The organism is Actinomadura sp. B10D3 (genome assembly GCF_039871695.1).
GTDB classification, from domain to species: Bacteria; Actinomycetota; Actinomycetes; order Streptosporangiales; family Streptosporangiaceae; genus Spirillospora; species Spirillospora madurae.
In genome coordinates this window covers 36,810-58,056 of the sequence record NZ_JBDPLY010000019.1, presented here as the reverse complement: position 1 = coordinate 58,056, position 21,247 = coordinate 36,810, and the positions used below count along the sequence as shown (strand labels likewise).

The following is a 21,247-nucleotide window of genomic DNA, read 5'->3' as shown; positions in this document are numbered from 1 at the left end:
CAGTGCTTGGGCTCTCATCTCACATTCCGGGCAAGCCCGCAATCTCCGCACATTCCCCCGCCCGGCACGCGGTAGTACAGGCAGCAGTTGTTCCGGATGAACCCGCAGTCCCCGAACTCCCCCGTACCGGCGAGCGGCCCCCGCCCGAGCAACTCCCGCACCAGCGCAACCCGCCCACCCGCGGGCCCGACGTTCAGACTCCCCGCCAGCGCCGACGCGGCATTCCCCCACAACAGCCCGTCCGCGAGGCTGACGAACCCCAGCATCACCTCACGCAAGGGCCGCAACTGCCCGTCAACGACCACCCGCTCCAGAAGCTCGGCAGCCTCCCCCACGGACCCGACGCGCCACCCACGCGGCTCATCGAGCCCCAACTCGATCGCCTCCCCAGCGGCCCACCGCCAGCGCAGCCCACCAAGATCCGAGACAATCCCCCGAGCCGCCGCCGCGACGACCGGCGACCACAACCGAGCCGCAAGCCCCTGGAACACCAGCGAAGCGGCCACCCGCTGCTCGCCCGTCCCGAGCCGCTGGGCGTAGTCGTCAGTCAACTCCGCCAGCAGCACCCCGTCCCCAGGAAAGACACACCACCCAGAGCCCACCAGCGAAGTGCTGACGTCGAAATAGGGCCCGATCCGAGCAACCTCCCACAGAACCCCCGCAACCTCGCCCGATCCGACCTCAACCCCCATCCCCCCAGTCTGGCACCCACCACCAAGCCACGATCACGCCCAAAGCACCAACGCCACACGCCCAAAACCCTGGGGGCGCGGAGGCATCAGCCATCGCCGCAACCACGCAGCGACCTCAAAGGTTGCCATCGCGTCCGAAGGCAGGTTCAAGCGAAGCGAGAACCTGATCGCGCAGCGAGCCGCAAGGCGAGCCGGAGCGATGCCGGCGATCGCCCGCGGTGCCCGACGATGGAGGGCGCCCAGCGCCCGAAGGAGGAGGGCACTGCAATGAACACAGAAGCTAATCGGCTCTTCTGTCCAGGGCGGTCTGCAGGGCGCGGGCTGCTTCTTCCTGGGCGTCGTCGTCGGCGGGCGTGTTGGTCCAGGTGTCGTTCATGAGGTTGCTCCAGAGTCGCTGTGGCTTCGGCCAGAGGGGCGCGGCCGGGATGCCGTGGTTCGCACGGTCCGGGCGCGGGCATCGGACTCACGGCCAGGCAGAGCCTCCGCAGCGGGTGCCGGCCTGCCGATGATCAGGCCCCGCTGCGGCAGCGAAGGATTACCACGAAGCGCCGCATGACTATCTGTGAGATTACCTCCGCCTCCGCGGGGTTGTCCCGGCCCGTGGCGGATAATCTCACCATCTGAGATGACCGCGGGCGGTCGCCCGCCCGCGGTTCCGGTCAGCCTTCGAGGTCGACGCGGCGGCCCATGTCGGCGCCGACCTCACGGGTGATGGCGTCGACGAGCTGGGGCGGGATGGCCGAGTCGACGGTCAGCGCGATGAGCGCCTTGCCGCCCTTGGCGTCCCGGCCGACCTGCATGCCGGCGATGTTGACCTGCTCGTCGCCGAGCAGCTTGCCGACGGCGCCGACGATGCCGGGGCGGTCGACGTAGGAGAAGAACGCCATGTGCTCGGTCGGCACGAGCTCCATGTCGTAGCCGTTGATCTCGATGATCCGCTCGGCGTGCTTGGGGCCGGTGAGCGTGCCGGAGACCGAGACGATGGAGCCGTCGGCCATCGTGCCGCGGACCTGCACGACGTTGCGCCAGTCGGGGCTGTCCTCGCTGGTGGTGAGGGTGACCTCGACGCCGCGGTCGCGGGCCAGCAGCGGCGCGTTGACGAAGGTCACCGCCTCTTCGATGACGTCCACGAACACGCCCTTGAGGGCGGCGAGCTCCAGAACCTTCACGTCGTGCTCGGCGATCTCGCCGCGGACGACGACGTCGAGGCGGACGGGGACGCCGCCGGCGAGCGCGGTGAAGATGCGGCCGAGCTTCTCGGCGAGCGGCAGGCCGGGCTTGACGTCCTCGGCGACCGCGCCGCCCTGCACGTTGACGGCGTCCGGGACGAACTCGCCGGACAGCGCGAGCTTCACCGAGCGGGCGACCTGGGTGCCCGCCTTCTCCTGCGCCTCGTGGGTGCTGGCGCCGAGGTGCGGGGTGACGACGACGCTGTCGTGGTGGAACAGGGGGCTCTCGGTGCACGGCTCGGTGCTGAACACGTCGATGCCCGCGCCGGCGACGCGGCCGTCCTTGAGGGCGAGGTCGAGGGCCGCCTCGTCGACGATCCCGCCGCGGGCGGCGTTGACGATCCGTACCGTGGGCTTGACCTGCTGGAACTCGCGGTCGCCGATGAGGCCGAGGGTCTCGGGCGTCTTCGGCAGGTGGACGGTGATGAAGTCGCTCTCGCGGAGCAGCTCCTCCAGCGTGACGAGCTTCACGCCGAGCTGCGCGGCGCGGGCGGCCTGCACGTAGGGGTCGAACGCGATGACGTTCATGTCGAAGGCGGCGAGGCGCTGGGCGACGAGGACGCCGATCCGGCCGAGGCCGAGGACGCCGACGGTCTTGCCCTGCAGCTCGACGCCAGTGTACTTGGACCGCTTCCACTCGCCCTGCTTGAGGGCGGCGTGGCCCTGCGGAACGTTCCGCGCGGTGGCGAGGAGCAGCGCGACCGCGTGCTCGGCGGCGGTGACGATGTTGGACGTCGGCGCGTTGACGACCATGACGCCGGCCTTGGTGGCGGCCTCCACGTCGACGTTGTCGAGGCCGACGCCGGCGCGGGCGACGACGCGCAGCTTCGCCGCGTGCCGGAACACCTCCGCGGTGACCTTGGTGGCGCTGCGCACGATCAGCGCGTCGACATCGGCGACGGCGGGCAGCAACTGCTCTTTGTCGCTGCCGTCGACGTGGCGGACATCGAAATCGGCTTCCAGCACGGCGATGCCGGCCGGGGAGAGTTCTTCTGCGACGAGGACGACGGGCTTGCTCAAGGAAACAGTCCTTCGGAAGTGGATGTTCGTGTGATCTGCAGGTGAAGTCGCGAGTCACCTCGTCGTGCCCTCGCCCCGTCGGGGAGTCTATAACCCGCAGGCGACCGGGGTTCGCGGCGGGGAAACACCCACCGGTAACTCCGATATGTCGTGTGTCACGCCGCGTTCGGCTCGGGCACCGACGCCAGCACGGACGCGACCCGCTCGGCGTCGCAGACGTGCACGTGCGGGACGTCCACGAACACGCGCAGCGGCCCCGCCGGCAGCCCGAGCTCGTCCGCGACCTGCATCTGCACCTCGCGCAGCGGGATGTACATCAGGTAGGCGCGGTGGACGTTCTGCGACCGGAACATCGCGGTCATGATGAGCCGGTAGCCGCGGATGCGGAACGACAGCGCGGTGAGGGCCGGCAGCCCGTCGGCCGGCTCCCCGGGGATGGTCAGCGAGATCCAGGCGCTCGTCGTCCACGGGCGCGCGCGCAGCAGGTCGACCACCCAGCGGACCTGGTCGTGGCCGTCCAGGTCGTGCAACCGGGGCCAGTACCGCCCGCGGACGACGCTGCGGGTGCGCTCCTGCGCGCGCCGGACGAGCCGCGCCCGGTCGCCGTGCTCGCGCAGGATCGGGTCCTCCCAGCTGAGCGAGGCGACCTCGAACAGCAGCGGCGGGCCCTCGATGATGGGCCCGCCGTCCTCCAGCCCGGCCTCGCCGGCCGTCCAGACGTGCCGCAGCACGCCGATCCACGCCTGCCCGCACGTCTCCCAGCGCCGGACGTCCTTGTCCTCTCCCGCCGGCATGTCACGGCTCCTCGCAATTCGTTTCCCGGCCCGCCGCCCGGGCCCGGGAATTACCTGCCCGCCGCATTGCCGCCCCGGCAATGAAATCCCGCCCGTCTCCGGCCGGTGACCTTCCGTCGCCGCCGATCGGCCTCACACGGTCCATCGCTCGCCCCAAGGGCCGCTCCGGCGGCGGTAACGTGAGTGTTCGCGCAGGTTCTCCCGCACCTGCCGCGGCCGTCACGGCTTTCTTCAAGTATCCGCTAAGGTACCCGAAAACGACAGGGATATTTATCCCCAAGGCATCTTCACCGGCATTCTGACCTGCGCCCCGATGATCGGTCACTGGACATTGTCCAAACGATCGCGATATGTCTCACCATGGGTCGGGGACGTCCCGGTACAGCACGATGTACCCGTCCTGCCGGAAGACCTCCGCATAGCCTTCCGCCTTCAGTTCCGCCACCCGCAGGCGCTGCTCGGCGGGCGAGCCGAAGGGGAACTCCAGCCGCCCGACGTAGGCGATCACCCAGGGCGCCCCGTGCGACCGGTCGTCCCAGAGCAGCACGCGGGCGCGGGACGTCAGCGCCGGGCCGACGCCGTTGGCCGCCTCGACGAGCGCGCCGTCCGGGATCTTCGAGGCCGCCGCCGAGGCCGCCCGCGCCCGCTCGTTCTGCCGCCACAGCGCCGGGTCGGCCAGATGCCGGTAGGCGAAGAACGGCACGCAGACGAGCACCGCGGCGAGCACCCCGCCCATCGGCAGCGCGGACGGGAGCCGGCCGGCGGCGGGGACCTTGCCGCGCAGCCGGGCCGCGCCGTCGGCCGCCGCGAGCACGAGCACCGCGATGATGAACGCGTTGTAGTGGTAGTGCGGCTCCCACCAGTTGCTGAAGCCGCTGGCGAGCATGCGCTCGGCCAGCAGCGGGACGGCGGTCAGGGTCAGCGGGGAGGCCAGCGGCAGCAGGAGCAGCGGCAGGACGACCAGGGCCATCGTGAGGAGCTTCCGCGGCGGGGTGCCGAGGACGGTCACGACGTCCCACGGGTGGGTGAGCGCGTGCACGGCGGCGTGCGGCAGGTCGGGGCCGAGGGAGCCGTACGCCCAGTAGTAGTCGTTGTCCCCGCCGAACGCGGCGATGAGCACGCGGGAGCAGACCCAGGTGGCGGCCAGGCCGGCCGCGAGGTAGGCGAGGCCCTCCCGGCGGTCGCCGGGGGCCAGCAGGTCGCGCAGGGTCCGGCGCTCCCGCAGGTCGGGACGGGCCAGCAGGTAGAGGCCGAAGCCGGCGAGGAGCAGCCCCATGTCCTCCTTGACCAGCAGCAGGAGGAACGCGGCCAGCGCGGCCTGGACGCGCCGCCCCGCGTCGTGCCGCTCGACCATCAGCGCCGACAGCAGCGGCACGAAGGCGACCTCGTGGAAGTCGAACGCGAGCGCCTCGGCGATCGGCCACGACAGCGCGTAGGCGCCGGCGGCGCAGTACGCGGCTCCGGCGCCGAGCCTGCGCTCGGTGTAGCGCCAGACCGGCGGGATGGCGAGCGCGAGCAGGACGGCCTGCGCGATGAGCAGGGTCTGCGGGCCGTCGTGGATCCAGTAGAGGGGCGCGAGGAGCGCCAGGATCGGGGAGAAGTGGTCGCCGAGGATGGAGAAGCCCGGGCCGAAGTCGTTGTGGACGCCCTTGACCATGGCGACCGGCAGGTCGAACCGGCTGTAGGAGCGGATCGCCTGGTCGAAGATCACCAGGTCGTAGCTGCCGCTCCGGAAGGCGTGCAGCCGCATCAGCGAGTACGCCGCGTACAGCAGCGCGCTCGCCGCGACCAGCGCCGCGAGCGCGGCGCCGCGCCGGTCCGGACCCTCGTGGCCGGCGGGGGCCGCGCCCGCCGGCCCCTCCACCGCAACCGCCTCAGCCACGCGCCGGACGCTACCACCGGCGCCGGCGCGTGGCCGATCCGCCCGCCGCGCGTTTACCAAGATCCGCCGCGGGTTTCGTCGAGCCGGGCGGGTTTCAGGCCTGGACGCGCCGTCCCATGGGGAGCCGGGAGCCGGTCACGACCCCCGCGAAGCAGGCGGCGACGAGCGGGATCCCGAAGCCGATCGCCAGGAGGAGCAGCCAGGGGACGTCCACGATCGCCCCGTGGCCCGGGACGCCGGAGTCCCCCGGGCTCTCGGTGAGCGGCCGCGTCACCGCGAGGCCGGGCACGAGCCCGCCCGCGATGCCGAGCCAGCAGCCGAGCACGGCGATGAACGCGGCCTGGCCCATCGTCAGCAGCCGGCGGGTGCGCGGCCGGGCGCCGACCGCGGCGAGCGTCGCGACGTCGGGACGCGCGTCGGCGGCCGCGAGGCTCGTCGCGATCAGCGAGGCGCCGAGGGCCATGATGGCCGCGGCCGCACCGAGCAGCAGGGTGGGCTTGTCGTAGGAGTCGGTGAACCCCCGCTCGACGTAGAACAGGTCGTCGTGGGGGGTGAAGGCGGCCAGCGTCTTCTTCAGCCGCGCCTCTTCGGCCGGGGTGACGCGGTGGTCGGCGCGGTCGATGCCGTACCCCTCCGTCCGGACGGCGAGGTCCGCCCGCTCGGCGATCCGCTCCGCGACCTTGGGTGGCACGATCGCCGCCACGTTCGGGTCGCCCTCGGCTGCGACGGCCGGCAGGTCCTCGACCGTGCCCGCCGTCTGCTCCTGGTCGTCGGCCCAGTAGCTGATCGTGGCGGTGACCTTCCCATCGGCGGGTGGACGCGCTCCGAACAGGACGATCTTCCCTTCGCCCAGCGCCGCCGTCACCGCGGGGTCGTCGCGGCCGAGCAGCATCCGGGCCTCCCTCGCGCCGCCGACCACGTTGTCCACGATGTTGAAGCCGGACATCTCGTCGTCGTCGGGGGTGAAGGCCACGCTCTTGCACCGCGACGTGTCGGGGTCCATGCAGGTCGAGCCCTCCCCGGGGAGCGCGCGCAGCGTGATGAGGGGCACGCCGGGCAGGGCGCCCTGGAGCGCCGGGCCGACCGCGTCCGCCTTGTCGGCCGGCGGCCTGATCACGGTCGATCCCATGGGCAGCTCCGCCCGGTAGTCCACCTGCTCCTGCCGGAAGTCGCTGGCGCCCCCGATGGCCAGCGCGGTGATCCCGGCGACGGCCGCGGTGATCGCGGCGACGGCGGGTGCGGTGCGGGCCCGGTTGCGGGCCCCGTCCCGGACGGCGAGGCGCAGCGGCAGCGGGAGCCGGTGCGCGAGCCGCCCGGTCGCCCCGACGAGCCACGGGCAGGCGAGGACGAGCCCGAAGATGATCGCGGCGGCGCCGAGCGCGGCGCCGAACTCGTGCAGCGAGCGGACGCCCGCCAGCGACCCCACGACGCCCGCGAGGACGAGGACGCCGCCGACGGCGGGCCAGCCCCGGCGGGCGCGGCCGGGCGGCTCGCGGCGCCCGGCGAGGGCGGCGACGACGTCCATCCGCGCGGCCTGCCGCGCGGGGATCATGGCGGCGAGCAGCCCGGTGACCACGCCGACCAGGATCGTCACGGCGACCGCGGACCACGGCACCCGGAACGGGCCGAACGGCTCGGCGCCGTTCGCCTCGGCGACCCGCATGGTGACCGCCGCGGCGACGATCCCGAGCGCGGTCCCGGCGACGGCGGCGATGCCGCCGAGCAGCAGGCCGCTCGCCAGGACGACGGCGCGCAGGTGCCGGCCGGCGCCGCCCGACGCCGCGACGAGCGCCAGCTCGCGGCGCCGCCGCCGCACGTCGACGACGAACGCGGGGCCGGCGAGCAGGACGACCTGGAGGACGGCCATCGCGACGATCATCGCCAGGATCGCCGACTCGGCGGGGGCGGCCGTCGCCTGGACGCCGGGCTCGCTCGCGGTCTTCCTGATCACGGCCAGCGCGACCACGACGCAGATCGGCAGCCCGATCATGCACAGCACCAGCGCCGTGCGGCCCTTCGCGCGCAGCGCGTCCTGCCGGGCCATGCGCAGGGCGAAGGCGTAGCGGTTCACGTCGTCTCCTGGAGAAGGGTCTCGGGGCCGGACGGGGCCGGCGTGGCGTCGACGATCCGGCCGTCGCGCAGGAACACGATCCGGTCGGCCCAGGCGGCGTGCCGGGACTCGTGGGTGACCATCAGGCAGGACGCGCCCGCGTCGCAGCGGCCGCGCAGGACGCGCATGACGTCCTCGCCGGTGTGGCTGTCGAGCGCCCCGGTCGGCTCGTCGGCGAGGACGAGCCGGCGCTCGCCGACCAGCGCGCGGGCGATGGCGACGCGCTGCTGCTGGCCGCCGGACATCTCGTCCGGAAACCGGCCGGCCAGGTCCTCGACGCCGACCTCGGCCAGCGCCCGCCGCGCCTCCTGGCGGGCCCGGCGTGCGCGGACGCCGTCCAGCTCGCGCGGCAGCATGACGTTCTCGGCGGCGGTGAGGCTCGGGATGAGGTTGAGGTCCTGGAAGACGTAGCCGATGCTGCTGCGGCGCAGGGCCGACCGGCCGGCCGGTCCGAGCGAGCCGAGGTCGGTTCCGGCCACGGTGATCCGGCCGGAGGTGGGGGTGTCGAGGCCCCCGGCGAGCGTCAGCAGGGTCGACTTGCCGGAGCCGGACGGGCCCATGACCGCGACGAACTCGCCCCCGGCGACGTCCAGGCTCACCTCGCGGAGCGCGTGGACGAGGGACGGGCCGTTGCCGTGGTCGCGGGAGACCTCCTGCAGGGACAGGACGTTCATCGCCGCGCCTCCTCGTCGGTCCGGTCCGGCGCCTGCGCGGGCGCGGCGGGGGCGGCGGGGGCGGCGGGCATGGCGCGGGTGACGTAGGACTCGCAGTGGTCCAGCCAGCGCACCTCCGCCTCGGCCTGGAAGATCATCGATTCCAGGACCAGCCGCCAGGCGCGGTCGCCCTGGTCGGCGGGGACGGCGGGCCCGTCCGCCTTGAGCCGGGTGAGGTCCTGGAGGGCGCGCAGCGTGGCGGTGCGCTGGGTCTGCACGACCCGCGCGACGTCCACGCCGGGCGTGGTGACGGCCATCGCCAGCTTGATCGCCAGCTCGTCGCGGGGACGGTCGGACCGGGCGATCGGGGTGGCGAACCACCGCCGGACGTCCGCCTCCCCCTCCGGGGTGATCCGGTAGACGAAGCGGCCCTCGTCGTCGGCGCCGACGCGGGTGACGAGGTCGTCGCGTTCGAGGCGGGAGAGCGTGGAGTAGACCTGGCCGATGTTGAGCGGCCAGGTGGCGCCGGTGGACGACTCGAACTCGGCGCGCAGCTGGTAGCCGTAGCGAGGCCCCTGGGACAGCAGTGCCAGCAGGCCGTGACGTATGGACATGCCTACCAAGTATGCATACCGAGTATGGTCATGGCAATACCGAGTATGCATCCAGGAGGACACACCGCCGGGATTTCACTGTGCGCGACCGCACGGAGCCTTAACGTGACCGATGTCCCCGGCCGATCAGGAGATGACCCGTGAGCTCGGACAGCACCATCAGCGTCCTGCGCGACGTCCTGCGCGTGTACGACCACCGCTACCTGAGCCTCGACCGGCACCAGCGGGACCGCCTCGTCGAGGGCACCCGCCGCGTCCTCGGCGAGGAGGGCCTGAGCGACGCCGCCCGCGCCGCCATGCCCGCGTCCGCGCGGCTCCGGGCGTTCTGCATCCAGCACGGCCTGCGCGAGGAGCTGGAGCGGCTGATCCGCGACGAGGTCGAGGGCAGCCCGGCGGGCGCGGTCGTGGTCGGCGGCCGGATCTACGCGATGTACCCCTACCTGCGCGGCGTCCCCCGCCAGGACGCCGACATCACCACCGAGGTCGGCGTCGACCACCGGCTGGAGTCGGTCGCCTGGCAGGGCAGGAAGGTGCGCATCCGCGGCTCCGCCAGGCTCCAGCGCGTCGAGACGAACCGCACCGCCGTCGACGTCATCCTGCGGGAGCGGACGTCCGGCAAGGAGCACGGCTTCCCCGCCGACCCCCGCGACGGCGGCGCCGGGCGGTTCGAGGCCGTCGCCGACCCCGCCGCCATCGAGCCGGGGCGCTGGGACGTGCACGTGACCGCGACCGCCCTCGGCGTGACCCGCGAGGCCCGCTTCGGCTCCATGCGCGCCGGCGGGGTGCGGACGGCGCCGCAGCGGCGGACGGCCGGGCCGAAGGACGTCGCCGTCTACTTCACCAAGGGCGGCCACCTGGCCCTCGTCGTCGCCGAGCCGCCGCCCCCCGCCTCACTCGGCGCCCGGATCCTCCGCGCCCTCCGCCGCTGACAGAGCACGGCGGAGCTCGAAAGCACGACGGCGCGGGACCCGCCCCGGGACCCGCGCCGCCTGGAAGAACGAGCTCAGTCGTTGAGCCAGCTCATCATCGGGCGCAGCTCGGCGCCCGTCTTCTCGATCGGGTGCGCGGCCAGCTCCTCGCGGTACTGCTGGAACTGCTTCTGGCCGCCCTCGAACTCGTCCACCAGCTCCTTGGCGTACTGGCCGGACTGGATCTCGCCGAGGATCTTCTTCATCGCGGCCTTGGTCTCCGGCGTGATCACGCGCGGGCCGCGGCTGTAGCCGCCGTACTCGGCGTTGTCGGACACCGACCAGTACATCTTGGAGACGCCGCCCTCGTACATCAGGTCGACGATCAGCTTCATCTCGTGCAGGACCTCGAAGTAGGCCACCTCCGGCTGGTAGCCGGCCTCGGTCAGCACCTCGAACCCGGTCTTGATGAGCTCGGAGACGCCGCCGCACAGCACCGACTGCTCGCCGAACAGGTCGGTCTCGGTCTCCTCGGTGAAGGTGGTCTTGATGCCGCCCGCGCGCAGGCCGCCGATGGCCTTGGCGTAGGACAGGGCCAGCGGCCAGGCGTTGCCGGACGGGTCCTTCTCCACGGCCACGATCACCGGCACGCCGCGCCCGGCGACGAACTGGCGCCGGACGAGGTGCCCCGGCCCCTTCGGCGCGACCATCGCCACGTCCACGCCCTCCGGCGGCTGGACGAGGTCGTAGCGGATGCTGAACCCGTGCCCGAAGAACAGCGCGTCGCCCTCGACGAGGGCGGGCTTGATGTCCTTCTCGAAGATCTCCCGGTGGTGGTGGTCGGGGGCCAGCAGCATGATGAGGTCGGCCTCCTCGGCCGCCTCCGCCGGGGTGACCACGCGCAGGCCCTCCGACTCCGCCTTCTCCCGGCTGGCCGACCCCTCGCGGAGCCCGACCCGCACGTCGACGCCGGAGTCGCGCAGCGAGAGCGCGTGCGCGTGCCCCTGGCTGCCGTAGCCGATGACCGCCACGTGCCGGCCCTGGATGACGCTCAGGTCGGCGGCGTCGTCGTAGAACATCTCAGCCACAGTGCTGTTGCCTTTCGTTGATATGGGTTTCGTGTCGCCCGCGGGGCGGCCGTACGTGGCGGGGTCAGGCGCTGCGCTCGATGGCCCGCAGCGAGCGGTCGGTGATGGACCGGGCGCCGCGGCCGATGGCCACCATGCCCGACTGCACCAGCTCCTTGATGCCGAACGGCTCCAGGACCCTGATGAACGCGTCCAGCTTGTCGCGGTTGCCGGTCGCCTCGATGGTGACGGCGTCCGGCGCGACGTCCACCACCTTGGCACGGAACAGCGTCACCGTCTCCAGGACCTGCGACCGCGTCTCGGCGTCGGCGCGCACCTTGACCAGCACCAGCTCGCGCTGGACGGACGCCGACGGGTCCAGCTCGACGATCTTCAGCACGTTGATCAGCTTGTTGAGCTGCTTGGTGACCTGCTCCAGGGGCAGGTCGGCGACGTTCACCACGATCGTCATCCGGGAGATCTCCGGATGCTCGGTGGTGCCGACCGCGAGGGACTCGATGTTGAAACCGCGCCGGGAGAACAGCGCCGCGACCCGAGCCAGGATGCCGGGCTTGTTCTCCACCAGCACCGAGAGGGTGTGCAGGCTCATCGGGGTCAGTCTCCGTTCTCCCAGTCGGGCGCCAGGTCCCGCGCGATCTTGATGTCGTCGTTGGTGGTGCCGGCCGCGACCATCGGCCACACCATGGCGTCCTGGTGCACGACGAAGTCGATCACGACGGGCGCGTCGTTGATCTCCATGGCCTTGGCGATGACCTCGTCGACGTCCTCGGCCTTCTCGCAGCGCAGGCCGACACAACCGTACGCCTCGGCGAGCTTGACGAAGTCGGGGATCCGCTTGGCCGAGTGCAGGTCGGTGTTGGAGTAGCGCCCGTTGTAGAAGAGCGTCTGCCACTGCCGGACCATGCCGAGGTTGCCGTTGTTGATCACGGCGATCTTGACCGGGATGCCCTCGATCGCGCAGGTCGCGAGCTCCTGGTTGGTCATCTGGAAGCAGCCGTCGCCGTCGATCGCCCAGACGGTGGTGTCGCCCGCGCCGACCTTGGCGCCCATCGCCGCCGGGACGGCGTACCCCATCGTCCCGGCGCCGCCGGAGTTCAGGAACGCGCCGGGACGCTCGTACTTGATGAACTGGGCTGCCCACATCTGGTGCTGGCCGACGCCCGCGACGTAGTAGGCGTCCGGACCGGCGATCTGCCCGATCCGCTCGATGACGTACTGCGGGGACAGCGAGCCGTCGCCGGGCGTGTCGTAGCCCAGCGGGTATGTCTCGCGCCATGCTTCGAGCTGCCGCCACCAGTCGGTGTAGTCGCCCCTGCGGCCCGCCTCGTGCTCGTTCTGCACGGCGACGATCAGATCGGCGATGACCTCTCGGGCGTCCCCGACGATCGGCACGTCCGCGTGCCGGTTCTTGGAGATCTCCGCCGGGTCGATGTCGGCGTGCACGACCTTGGCGCCCGGCGCGAACCCGTCCAGCTTCCCGGTGACGCGGTCGTCGAACCGGGCGCCGAGCGTGACCAGCAGGTCGGCGCGCTGCAGGGCGCCCACCGCGCCGACCGCGCCGTGCATGCCCGGCATGCCCATGTGCTGCGGGTGGCTGTCGGGCAGCGCGCCCTTGGCCATCAGCGTGGTGACGACGGGCGCGCCGGTCAGCTCGGTGAGCACCTTCAGCTCGGCGGACGCGCCGGCCTTCAGCACCCCGCCGCCGACGTACAGCACCGGGCGCTGCGCCTGGACGATCAGCCGTGCCGCCTCGCGGACCTGCTTGGAGTGCGGCCGGGTGACGGGCCGGTACCCGGGGAGCTGAAGCGGGACGGGCCACTCGAACGCGACCGTGGCCTGCAGAGCGTCCTTGGCGATGTCGACCAGCACGGGGCCCGGCCGCCCGGTGCCGGCGATGTGGAACGCCTCGGCGATCGTGCGGGCGATGTCCCCGGCCTTGGTGACCAGGAAGTTGTGCTTGGTGATCGGCATCGTGATGCCGGCGATGTCGGCCTCCTGGAAGCCGTCCGTCCCGATGAGGGAGGACGCGACCTGCCCGGTGATCGCCACCAGCGGCACCGAGTCCATGTAGGCGTCGGAGATCGCGGTGACGAGGTTGGTCGCGCCGGGCCCGCTGGTGGCCATGCACACGCCCACCTTGCCGGTCACCATCGCGTAGCCCTGGGCGGCGTGGCCGGCGCCCTGCTCGTGCCGGACGAGGATGTGGCGCAGCTTCGCGGAGTCGAACAGCGGGTCGTAGGCCGGGAGGATCGCGCCACCCGGGATGCCGAACACCGTGTCGACGCCGACGTTCTCCAGGGCGCGGACCAGCGCCTGGGCTCCCGTCATCTGTTCGGTCGTCATGATTCTGCGGTTCCTTGGGGAGTGAGTCTGGCTCGCCGGGCAACAAAAAACCCCCGCCGCCGGGAAGCGGTCGAGGGGAGGCGCGCAGGACGTAAAGCTTGGTCAGCCTGCGCGCCGACCAAGTACTACGATGATGGTGAAGGTGCTCTGCACGAGCCTTACTTTCGCCGATGTGCGCCCGCCGGTCAAATCCTTGGACGCATTGTCTCAAATGTCGAGACGCCGTGTCGGGGCGGTCAGCCGGGCAGCGGCAGCGCGACGTCGCCCGGACGGTCCCGCCCGGCGAGGTTCGTCCGGACCAGCGACTCGACCCGCCTGGCCTCCATCGGGCGCGCCACGAGGAACCCCTGGCCGCGCGGGCAGCCCATCTCGCGCAGCAGCTCCAGCTGCTCGGGCCGCTCGATGCCTTCCGCCACCACGGTCAGCCCGAGGTCGCTGCCGAGCCGCACGATCGTCCGGGTGAGCAGCGTCAGCGTGTCGTCCGAGCCGAGCCCCGCAACGAACGACGGGTCGATCTTGATGACGTCGACGGGCAGCTGCCCGAGGTAGGCGAGCGAGGCGTACCCGGTGCCGAAGTCGTCGATGGCGAGCCGGACGCCGAGGTCGCGCAGCTCCGACAGCCGGGCCACGTTCTGGCCCGCGTCCTCGACCAGGACCTCCTCGCGCACCTCCAGCGTGAGCGCCTGCGGCGGCAGCCCGGTCTCGGCCAGCGCCGCCGCGACCGACTCCACGAACCGGGGCGCGGCGATCTGCCGGGCGGTGAAGTTGACCGACAGGCCGACGTCCCACGCGTCGCCGCGCCACCGGGCGACCTCCCGGCACGCCTCCCGCAGCACCCAGTCGCCGAGCGGGATCATCAGGCCGGACTCCTCCGCCGGGCCGATGAACTCCTCCGGCGGCACCGCCTCGCCGTCCCGCCGCCAGCGCAGCAGCGCCTCCACCCCGGTCACCCGGGACGTCGACAGGTCGACCACCGGCTGGAACTCGACGGAGAACTGCTCCTCGGCGAGCGCGGCCTGCAGGTCGCTGCCCAGCTCCAGGCGCCGGACGACGTCGGCGTGCATGTGCGGCGCGAACACCTCGACCCGCCCGCCGCCGAGCTCCTTGGCGCGGGCCATGGCGAGGTCGCCGTTGCGCATCAGGTCGGCGGCGCTGCGGCGGATGCGGCGCCCCGCGTCGGCCCCGGCGTCCGGCCGCTCCTCGTCCCCGGCGAACGCGATGCCGACACTCGCCGTCAGCACGATGTGCTTGCTGCCGACCTGGTAAGGGTCGACCGAAAGCACGCGCAGGAGCCGACCGGCCAGTTCGACTGTGGCGCGCGTCTCACCGTCGTCCGGCGGCAGCTGGACCAGGACGGCGAACTCGTCGCCGCCCCACCGCGCCACCGTGTCGTCGGACTGGACGGTCGCGCGCAGCCGCCGGGCCGCCTGCGCGAGCACCTGGTCGCCGGCCGCGTGCCCGTCGGAGTCGTTCACCGCGGTGAACCCGTCCAGGTCGACGAACACCACCGCGGCGCGGCCGCCGGACGGCTGCCGCGACAGCACCTCGCGGGTGCGCTCCTCGAAGTAGGACCGGTTCGGCAGGCCCGTGAGCCCGTCGTGGAACGTCAGGTGCGCGACCTGGCGCTGCAGCGCCGCCTGCTCGCTCAGGTCGCGGGTCGTGACCAGCAGCCGGGACGGCGCCCCGTCCGACCCGCTGTACCGGGAGATCGTCGACTCGGTCGGCACCCACGTCCCGTCGGCCGCGCGGAGCCGGCACGACACGCGCAGCGCGTCCTGCGGGCCGACGTCGTCGGCCTGCTCGTCGAGGAACTCGGTGAACACGTCCTGGACGCGCGGCAGGTCCTCCGGGTGGATGATCTCGTTCAGCGGGCGGCCGAGCAGCTCGTCGGCCGTGTAGTGGTAGGTCCGCAGGGCGCCCGCGCTCGCGTACCGGACGGTGGCGTCCAGGTCGCAGATCAGCACCGCGTCGTTGATGCTCTCCGACAGCGCGCGGAAGTGCTCCTCGCCGGTGCCGACGGCCCGGCGCAGCGCCTCGTTCTCCCGCAGCAGCCCGGCGAGCCGCCCGATCAGCACCAGCGCGGCCGAGCCCGCGGCGATCGAGATGCCGGGCTCCAGGCCGTTGTGGCCGGTGAGCGAGTGGCCCGCGATGAACAGGGCCGCCGCGGCGGCCACCGCGGCGGGCGCGATGCCGGGCCCGATCATCCGGCCGCACTGCTCGCCGGCGACCTCGACGTCGGGCGGGATGTCGTCGACGGGCAGGTCCGGCTCGGCGGCCGGGCCCGTCCACGGCACCAGCAGCAGGAGCAGCAGCCCGGCGAGGCGCAGGATGTCGGACGGGTCGTCGGACGGGCCGCCGCCGTCCAGCCGGACGAACGTGGTCACGAGGTCGGCGACCGCGATGGCGGTCAGCGCGCCGTACCCCATCCAGGCGAGGCGGCGGTGCCCGCGCGCGGCGCCGAGGACGAACGGCAGCGCGCCGCAGACGAACACGATGTCGATCAGCGGGTACAGCAGTTCCAGCAGGAACTCCGACGGCGCCTCCCCCGACCGGTGGTAGAGGCCTCCGAACAGCGCGACCCAGCCGAGCACGAACAGCGCGCAGGCGCAGACGTAGGTGTCGGCGGCGTAGCGCAGCCACGTCCCCGCGTCCCGGGGCAGCCTGATCGGGGCGACCAGTCCGGTGACCAGCGCGCCCAGCGCGACCAGGTAGAACAGGTCGGGCACCGACAGCGACAGGGCGCTGCGGACGTGCCCGTCGGACAGGGCACTGCCGAGTGCGCCGACGAACCAGGACGCGGCGGCGATCCCGAACCACCGCCAGGAGGCGCGCCAGATCCCGCCCGGGCTCCCGGCGCCGTCGGCCGGGACGCCGTCGGGCATCCGCGACGACAGCAGCAGCGAGACCGCGGCGGCGCCGGCGGCGCCCACCTCGGCCCAGGCGATGAAGGCGCGGCCGCCCCAGCCGAGCAGCGAGCCGGTGGCGTACAGCACCCCGACGACCGCGGCCATGGCGACCGGCAGCGCACGCGGCGGTATCCGCCTCGCGTAGTCGCCGCTCATCTCGCCGTGTCCCTTCCTGCCCCGGTGGAGCGAATCGGCCCCGCGGACGCCACGTCACGCCGGGGGAAAGAGTCGGGCCGAGGACCTTCGCCGTACGGGTGACGGCCGGAAGGTCGCGGACCGTGCCCGCGCGGGATCGGCGCGGACCGGCGGCGAGCGCGCCGGCCTCGCCTGCCGAAGATCAGCGACACTGCTGCACAACGGGATCACCGTGTCGCTCACTGTACGTTCGGTAGGTCACGGAGCGATTGAGGCTCAGCGTCCTCCCGGCGACGAACGACCTAGTCGCGAATCCGTTTTGGGACGTCCGAAAGTGGATCGTCACGGATTGCGCTCCGCGCCCGGGGTCACGCTCAGTGACCGGGAACGGGAGGCCTCCCGGATCCGTACTACCTACGGGAGGCGCTCATGCGACAGCACACGACCATCCTCGTCCCGGCCGCCCTGGCCTCGGCCGCACTGCTCCTCGCGGCCTGCTCGTCCTCGACGTCCGGCGGCGACGGCGGTGAAGGGGGCCGTACCCCGGCGCCGCTCTCGTCCAGCACATCGCCGGCGACGGGGACCGGCGGGCCGGGCAAGCCGCGCACCGTCGCGGGCGATCTGAAGGTGCCGTGGGCGGTGGCGTTCCTGCCGGGCGGCGACGCCCTGGTGACCGAGCGCGACACCGCCCGGCTGGTGCGCGTGTCGCCGTCCGGGCAGAAGACCGTGGTCGGGACGGTGCCGGGCGTGGAAGCGCAGGGTGAGGGCGGCCTGCTCGGCGTGGCGGTGTCCCCGTCGTACTCCACCGACCGTCTCGTCTACCTGTACTTCACGGCGGCGTCCGACAACCGTGTCGTCCGCGCCACCTATGACGGCCGTCTCGGTACCCCGGACCCGATCGTCACCGGCATCCCGAAGGGCGGCATCCACAACGGCGGGCGGCTCGCGTTCGGCCCGGACAAGATGCTGTACATCACCACCGGAGAGACCGGAGACACCGGCCAGGCGCAGGACAAGGGCTCCCTCGGCGGCAAGATCCTCCGCGTCACCCCGGGCGGCGCGCCCGCGCCCGGCAACCCCTTCGGCTCCCGCGTCTGGACGTACGGGCACCGCAACGTCCAGGGCCTCGCCTGGGACGGCAAGGGCCGCCTCTACGCCACCGAGTTCGGCCAGAACCGGTTCGACGAGGTCAACCTGATCCAGAAGGGCAAGAACTACGGCTGGCCGGAGGTCGAGGGCATCGGCGAGAAGAAGGGCTTCACCGATCCCCTCCTGACCTGGACGACCGACCAGGCGTCCCCGTCCGGCCTCGCCTACGCGGGCGGCTCGCTGTGGGCGGCGGCCCTCCGCGGCGAACGGCTCTGGGAGGTCCCCCTCGCCGACGGCAAGGTGGGACGTCCCGTCGCCCACTTCGAGTCCGAGTACGGGCGGCTGCGCGCCGTCGTCCAGGCGCCGGACAAGTCCCTCTGGTTCACCACCAGCAACGAGGACGGCCGCGGCGACCCCGCCGCCGACGACGACCGCATCCTCAGCATCCAGCCGCGCTGACCCGCCGTCCCGTGGCGTGCCACGGGACGGCGGCACGCGTCACGACGCGCCGAGCTTCTCCAGGATGAGCTCGCGGGCCCGGCCGGCGTCGGCCTGGCCGCGGGTGGCCTTCATCACGGCCCCGACCAGCGCCCCGGCGGCGGCGACCTTCCCGGCGCGGACCTTGTCGGCCACGTCCGCGTTGCCGGCGATCACCTCGTCGATGATCGAGTTCAGCTCGCCGTCGTCGCTGACGATCTTCAGACCGCGCTTCGCGACGACCTCGTCCGGGGTGCCCTCCCCGGCGAGCACGGCCTCGAACACCGTGCGGGCCAGCTTGTCGTTCAGCTCCCCGGCGGTGATCATCGCCTGCACCCGGGCGACCTGCTCCGGCGTGATCGGCAGGTCGGCCAGCTCGACGCCCTGCTCGGTGGCGCGGCGGGACAGCTCGTTCATCCACCACTTCCGGGCCGCCGCCGCGTCGGTGCCCTGCGCGACCGTCGCCTCGATGAGGTCGACGGCGCCGGCGTTGACGACGTCCCGCAGCTCCAGGTCGGACAGGTTCCACTCCGCCTGGATGCGGCGGCGCCGCGCGGCCGGCAGCTCCGGCAGCGACGCGCGCAGCTCCTCCACCCACTCCCGCGACGGCGCCATCGGCACCAGGTCGGGCTCGGGGAAGTAGCGGTAGTCCTGCGCCTCCTCCTTGCTGCGCCCGCTGGTGGTGGTGCCGGTGTCCTCGTGGAAGTGGCGGGTCTCCTGAACCACGCGCCCGCCGGCGGCAAGCACGCCCGCCTGCCGCTCGATCTCCGACCGGACGGCCCGCTCGACCGACCGCAGCGAGTTGACGTTCTTGGTCTCGGTCCGAGTGCCCCACTCCCCCGCACCGCGCGGCATCAGCGACACGTTCACGTCGCAGCGCATCGAGCCCTGCTCCATGCGGACGTCCGACACGCCGAGGGAGCGGACCAGCTCGCGCAGCTCCGTCGCGTAGGCCCGCGCCACCAGCGGCGCCCGGTCACCGGTCGCCGCGATGGGCCTGGTGACGATCTCCACCAGCGGGATGCCGGCCCGGTTGTAGTCGACCAGCGAGTACTCGGCGCCGTGGATGCGCCCGGTCGCGCCGCCGACGTGCAGCGACTTGCCGGTGTCCTCCTCCATGTGGACGCGCTCGATCTCGATCCGGTACGTCTCACCGTCGACCTCGACGTCCAGGTGGCCGTCGACGCAGAGCGGCTCGTCGTACTGGGAGATCTGAAAGTTCTTCGGCATGTCCGGATAGAAGTAGTTCTTCCGGGCGAACCTACACCACTCCACGATGTCGCAGTTCAGCGCGAGGCCGATCTTGATGATGCCCTCGATCGCGGCGTGGTTGGTGACGGGCAGCGCCCCCGGCAGCCCCAGGCACACCGGGCACACCTGCGTGTTCGGCTCCGCCCCGAACTCCGTCCGGCACCCGCAGAACATCTTCGACGCGGTGCCGAGCTCGATGTGCGTCTCGATCCCCAGCACCGGCTCGAACCGCGCCAGCGCCTCGTCGTACTTCATCGGCGTTTCCACGCTCACAGGTATCCCAGTCCCTTCAACGCCTCTTCCGTCTCGGCCACCCACGCGGCGTACGCCGGTATCTGCGCGAGCACGTCGAGATCGACGTTCTGTCCTATGTAATCGAAGTAGTCGGCCCGCGAGCGCCGGCCGCTCCCGGGGCGCACTGCGTCCAGCACGGGCTTCGGGTCGTGAATCTTCTCGACATCGCGCGGGCGCACGGGCAGGACGGAGGTATCGCTTCCGCGGAGCCCGGCCCAGACCTCGCGGTCGGCGAGCAGCCACGCCTCCGTCTCGCGCACCGGCACGAGCGGGATCACCGGCGTGGTCAGGCCCCGCTCGCGCAGCACCTCCACGATCTTCTCGGCCTTGCCGCGCTCGTTGTGGTCGTTGTGGACGCAGATCAGGTGGCACTCCTCTGCCAACTCCACCACTGCCCGGCAGACCCGGTCGGCGTCCTTGATCGTCCAGCACTCGCCGATCTCAGTCTTGCCGACGTCCACGACGTGCCGAGTTCCCTTTTCTGTCAACGCTCTGAGCTGGCGGAACACTACCGCGCCGAGGAACTGTTCGTCGGTGGTGTTCTCCGCCACGAGCCCGGGGACCAGTGGACGGCTCACAGCTCGTCCTGTCTAACGGTGCCGAGATACTTCCGCACCTGCCGAGGTGACACGAATGTTCCCGGTTCGCCCTCGTCTCGGACGGGCTTGGCCACGGTGACGCGGGACACTCGCTCCTTGTCCGGATCGACACGGACCGCCGTGTCCATGAACACCAGCGACTCGGGCCGCGTCCTGTACAGCTCGGAAACCACCACGGGCGAGTGACTGGTGATGATGACCTGCCGCAACGGCCGCGCCAGCGACTCGGGGTCGTTGAGGTCGGTCACCCGCTCCTGGATCCGCCGCAGCAGTTCGGCCAGCCGCCCCGGATGAAGCCCGTTCTCGATCTCCTCCACCATCAGGACCCCGGAATGATCCGGGTCGTGCAGCGCGGCAAGGAGGCCGAGGATGCGCAGCGTCCCGTCCGACAGCAGAGTGCTGGGGACGCTCCCCTGCCCCTCGAAGACGAGATCGAACGACCACTCCTGGCGCTTCTCGTCCAGTTCGGTCCTGATCTCCCGCACATCCGGTACCAGAGCCGCGAGATCGACCATGAGATCGTCCAGCTCCTCGGACGAACTCATCCGGCCGAGCACAGCGGCAAGGTTGCCGCCATCGGTCAGCAGCGGCCGTACATCGGCCCTGCTCGCGACGGCCCTCATCGCCGACGGTTCGGTCACATATTGGCGAACCTGGAAGATCTCGGCTCCAGCTGCGTCAACGACGTCCTTGACTCTGAGACCGTCGCCGACGGCGAAGGCATCGCCGACTTCCCGGGAAGCTAGCGCCCGCACCGCCTCGGGCAAACCAACTTCCGTGTCCAGATCCAAAGCCTGCCGGTACGGGGTCTTGGCCGCAGGCACCCCGGCCCTCAGCCGTGCTCCGTCCGCGACGTCGACCCCCGCGATTCCGTCCGGCAGGTTCAGCAGGTGACGCGTTATGACCGTGAACTCGTCCACGGGGCTGCCGTCCACGTCCCGATGAAAGAGTTCCTGCGGACGACCCCTGCGTGAGGCCAGGAGCGCCTCGAACGGGGACGCCAAGGCATCCCGCATGTACTGGATCGCGTCGAAGAGGTTGGACTTGCCGCTGGCGTTGGGGCCGACGAGGGCGAGGAACGGCGGGACGTCCAGCTCGAAGTCCAGGAAGGACTTGAAGCCGTCGATCTCGATCCGAGTGAGCACTGACGTACCGCCGTTCCG

15 protein-coding genes and 1 pseudogene are annotated in these 21,247 nt (G+C 72.0%); 2 read left to right on the top strand and 14 right to left on the bottom strand.

The features are described 5' to 3' along the window. Window positions 1-14 precede the first annotated feature (14 nt). From ABGB11_RS26055 to ABGB11_RS26025, 7 genes are all read right to left on the bottom strand, one after another. Window positions 15-692: a (2Fe-2S)-binding protein gene (locus tag ABGB11_RS26055; RefSeq protein WP_347636714.1), complete on the bottom strand. Its 678-nt coding sequence runs from the start codon at window positions 690-692 to the stop codon at window positions 15-17. A 659-nt stretch (window positions 693-1,351) separates the two neighbouring features. Beyond that, the gene (gene serA, locus ABGB11_RS26050) at window positions 1,352-2,941 is read right to left on the bottom strand and encodes a phosphoglycerate dehydrogenase (RefSeq protein WP_347636712.1); all 1,590 of its coding nucleotides are present in this window, start codon (window positions 2,939-2,941) and stop codon (window positions 1,352-1,354) included. 155 nt (window positions 2,942-3,096) lie between these two features. Further along, window positions 3,097-3,735 (bottom strand): hypothetical protein, encoded by a 639-nt coding sequence (locus tag ABGB11_RS26045; protein WP_347636711.1) that lies wholly within the window; start codon window positions 3,733-3,735, stop codon window positions 3,097-3,099. Between the two features lie 355 nt (window positions 3,736-4,090). Beyond that, window positions 4,091-5,617 (bottom strand): DUF2079 domain-containing protein, encoded by a 1,527-nt coding sequence (locus ABGB11_RS26040; protein ID WP_347636710.1) that lies wholly within the window; start codon window positions 5,615-5,617, stop codon window positions 4,091-4,093. A 94-nt stretch (window positions 5,618-5,711) separates the two neighbouring features. Beyond that, entirely contained in the window at window positions 5,712-7,688 is a 1,977-nt protein-coding gene (locus ABGB11_RS26035) for an ABC transporter permease (protein ID WP_347636708.1), read from the bottom strand. Next, window positions 7,685-8,401 carry an ABC transporter ATP-binding protein gene (locus ABGB11_RS26030; RefSeq protein WP_347636707.1) on the bottom strand — a complete coding sequence of 239 codons (717 nt, stop codon included), beginning with the start codon at window positions 8,399-8,401 and terminating at the stop codon, window positions 7,685-7,687. The genes ABGB11_RS26035 and ABGB11_RS26030 overlap by 4 nt, the downstream gene beginning before the upstream one ends. Next, window positions 8,398-8,994: a PadR family transcriptional regulator gene (locus ABGB11_RS26025; protein WP_347636705.1), complete on the bottom strand. Its 597-nt coding sequence runs from the start codon at window positions 8,992-8,994 to the stop codon at window positions 8,398-8,400. Before ABGB11_RS26025 ends, ABGB11_RS26030 begins: the two co-directional genes overlap by 4 nt. 140 nt (window positions 8,995-9,134) lie before the next feature. Between ABGB11_RS26025 and ABGB11_RS26020 the strand changes: the two genes are divergently transcribed. After that, complete coding sequence (locus ABGB11_RS26020; protein WP_347636704.1) at window positions 9,135-9,923, top strand: hypothetical protein; 789 nt, start codon at window positions 9,135-9,137, stop codon at window positions 9,921-9,923. A gap of 74 nt (window positions 9,924-9,997) precedes the next feature. On the opposite strand, the gene ilvC is transcribed toward ABGB11_RS26020, so the two are convergent. The 4 genes and pseudogenes from ilvC to ABGB11_RS26000 form a co-directional block, all read right to left on the bottom strand. After that, window positions 9,998-10,981 carry a ketol-acid reductoisomerase gene (gene ilvC, locus ABGB11_RS26015; protein WP_347636703.1) on the bottom strand — a complete coding sequence of 328 codons (984 nt, stop codon included), beginning with the start codon at window positions 10,979-10,981 and terminating at the stop codon, window positions 9,998-10,000. A 73-nt stretch (window positions 10,982-11,054) separates the two neighbouring features. After that, on the bottom strand, window positions 11,055-11,579 hold the full coding sequence (gene ilvN / locus ABGB11_RS26010) for an acetolactate synthase small subunit (protein WP_021595476.1): 525 nt from the start codon (window positions 11,577-11,579) through the stop codon (window positions 11,055-11,057). 5 nt (window positions 11,580-11,584) lie between these two features. Continuing rightward, window positions 11,585-13,351 (bottom strand): annotated as a pseudogene (locus tag ABGB11_RS26005) (acetolactate synthase large subunit); the annotation flags it as partial. 218 nt (window positions 13,352-13,569) lie between these two features. Then, complete coding sequence (locus tag ABGB11_RS26000) at window positions 13,570-16,395, bottom strand: EAL domain-containing protein (protein ID WP_347636701.1); 2,826 nt, start codon at window positions 16,393-16,395, stop codon at window positions 13,570-13,572. 408 nt (window positions 16,396-16,803) lie between these two features. On the opposite strand from ABGB11_RS26000, the gene ABGB11_RS25995 reads away from it, so the two are divergent. Next, window positions 16,804-17,922 carry a PQQ-dependent sugar dehydrogenase gene (locus ABGB11_RS25995; protein WP_347636700.1) on the top strand — a complete coding sequence of 373 codons (1,119 nt, stop codon included), beginning with the start codon at window positions 16,804-16,806 and terminating at the stop codon, window positions 17,920-17,922. Between the two features lie 39 nt (window positions 17,923-17,961). Here ABGB11_RS25995 and gatB read toward each other — a convergent pair whose 3' ends face one another. Genes gatB through ABGB11_RS25980 form a run of 3 tightly spaced genes read right to left on the bottom strand, consistent with a single transcriptional unit; the run spans window position 17,962 to window position 21,229 of the window. Continuing rightward, window positions 17,962-19,446 (bottom strand): Asp-tRNA(Asn)/Glu-tRNA(Gln) amidotransferase subunit GatB, encoded by a 1,485-nt coding sequence (gene gatB, locus ABGB11_RS25990; RefSeq protein ID WP_347636698.1) that lies wholly within the window; start codon window positions 19,444-19,446, stop codon window positions 17,962-17,964. A gap of 14 nt (window positions 19,447-19,460) precedes the next feature. Beyond that, on the bottom strand, window positions 19,461-20,036 hold the full coding sequence (locus ABGB11_RS25985) for a hypothetical protein (protein WP_347636697.1): 576 nt from the start codon (window positions 20,034-20,036) through the stop codon (window positions 19,461-19,463). A gap of 23 nt (window positions 20,037-20,059) precedes the next feature. Continuing rightward, window positions 20,060-21,229, bottom strand: a complete 1,170-nt coding sequence (locus ABGB11_RS25980; RefSeq protein ID WP_347636696.1) for an AAA family ATPase — start codon at window positions 21,227-21,229, stop codon at window positions 20,060-20,062. Between the last annotated feature and the right edge of the window lie 18 nt (window positions 21,230-21,247).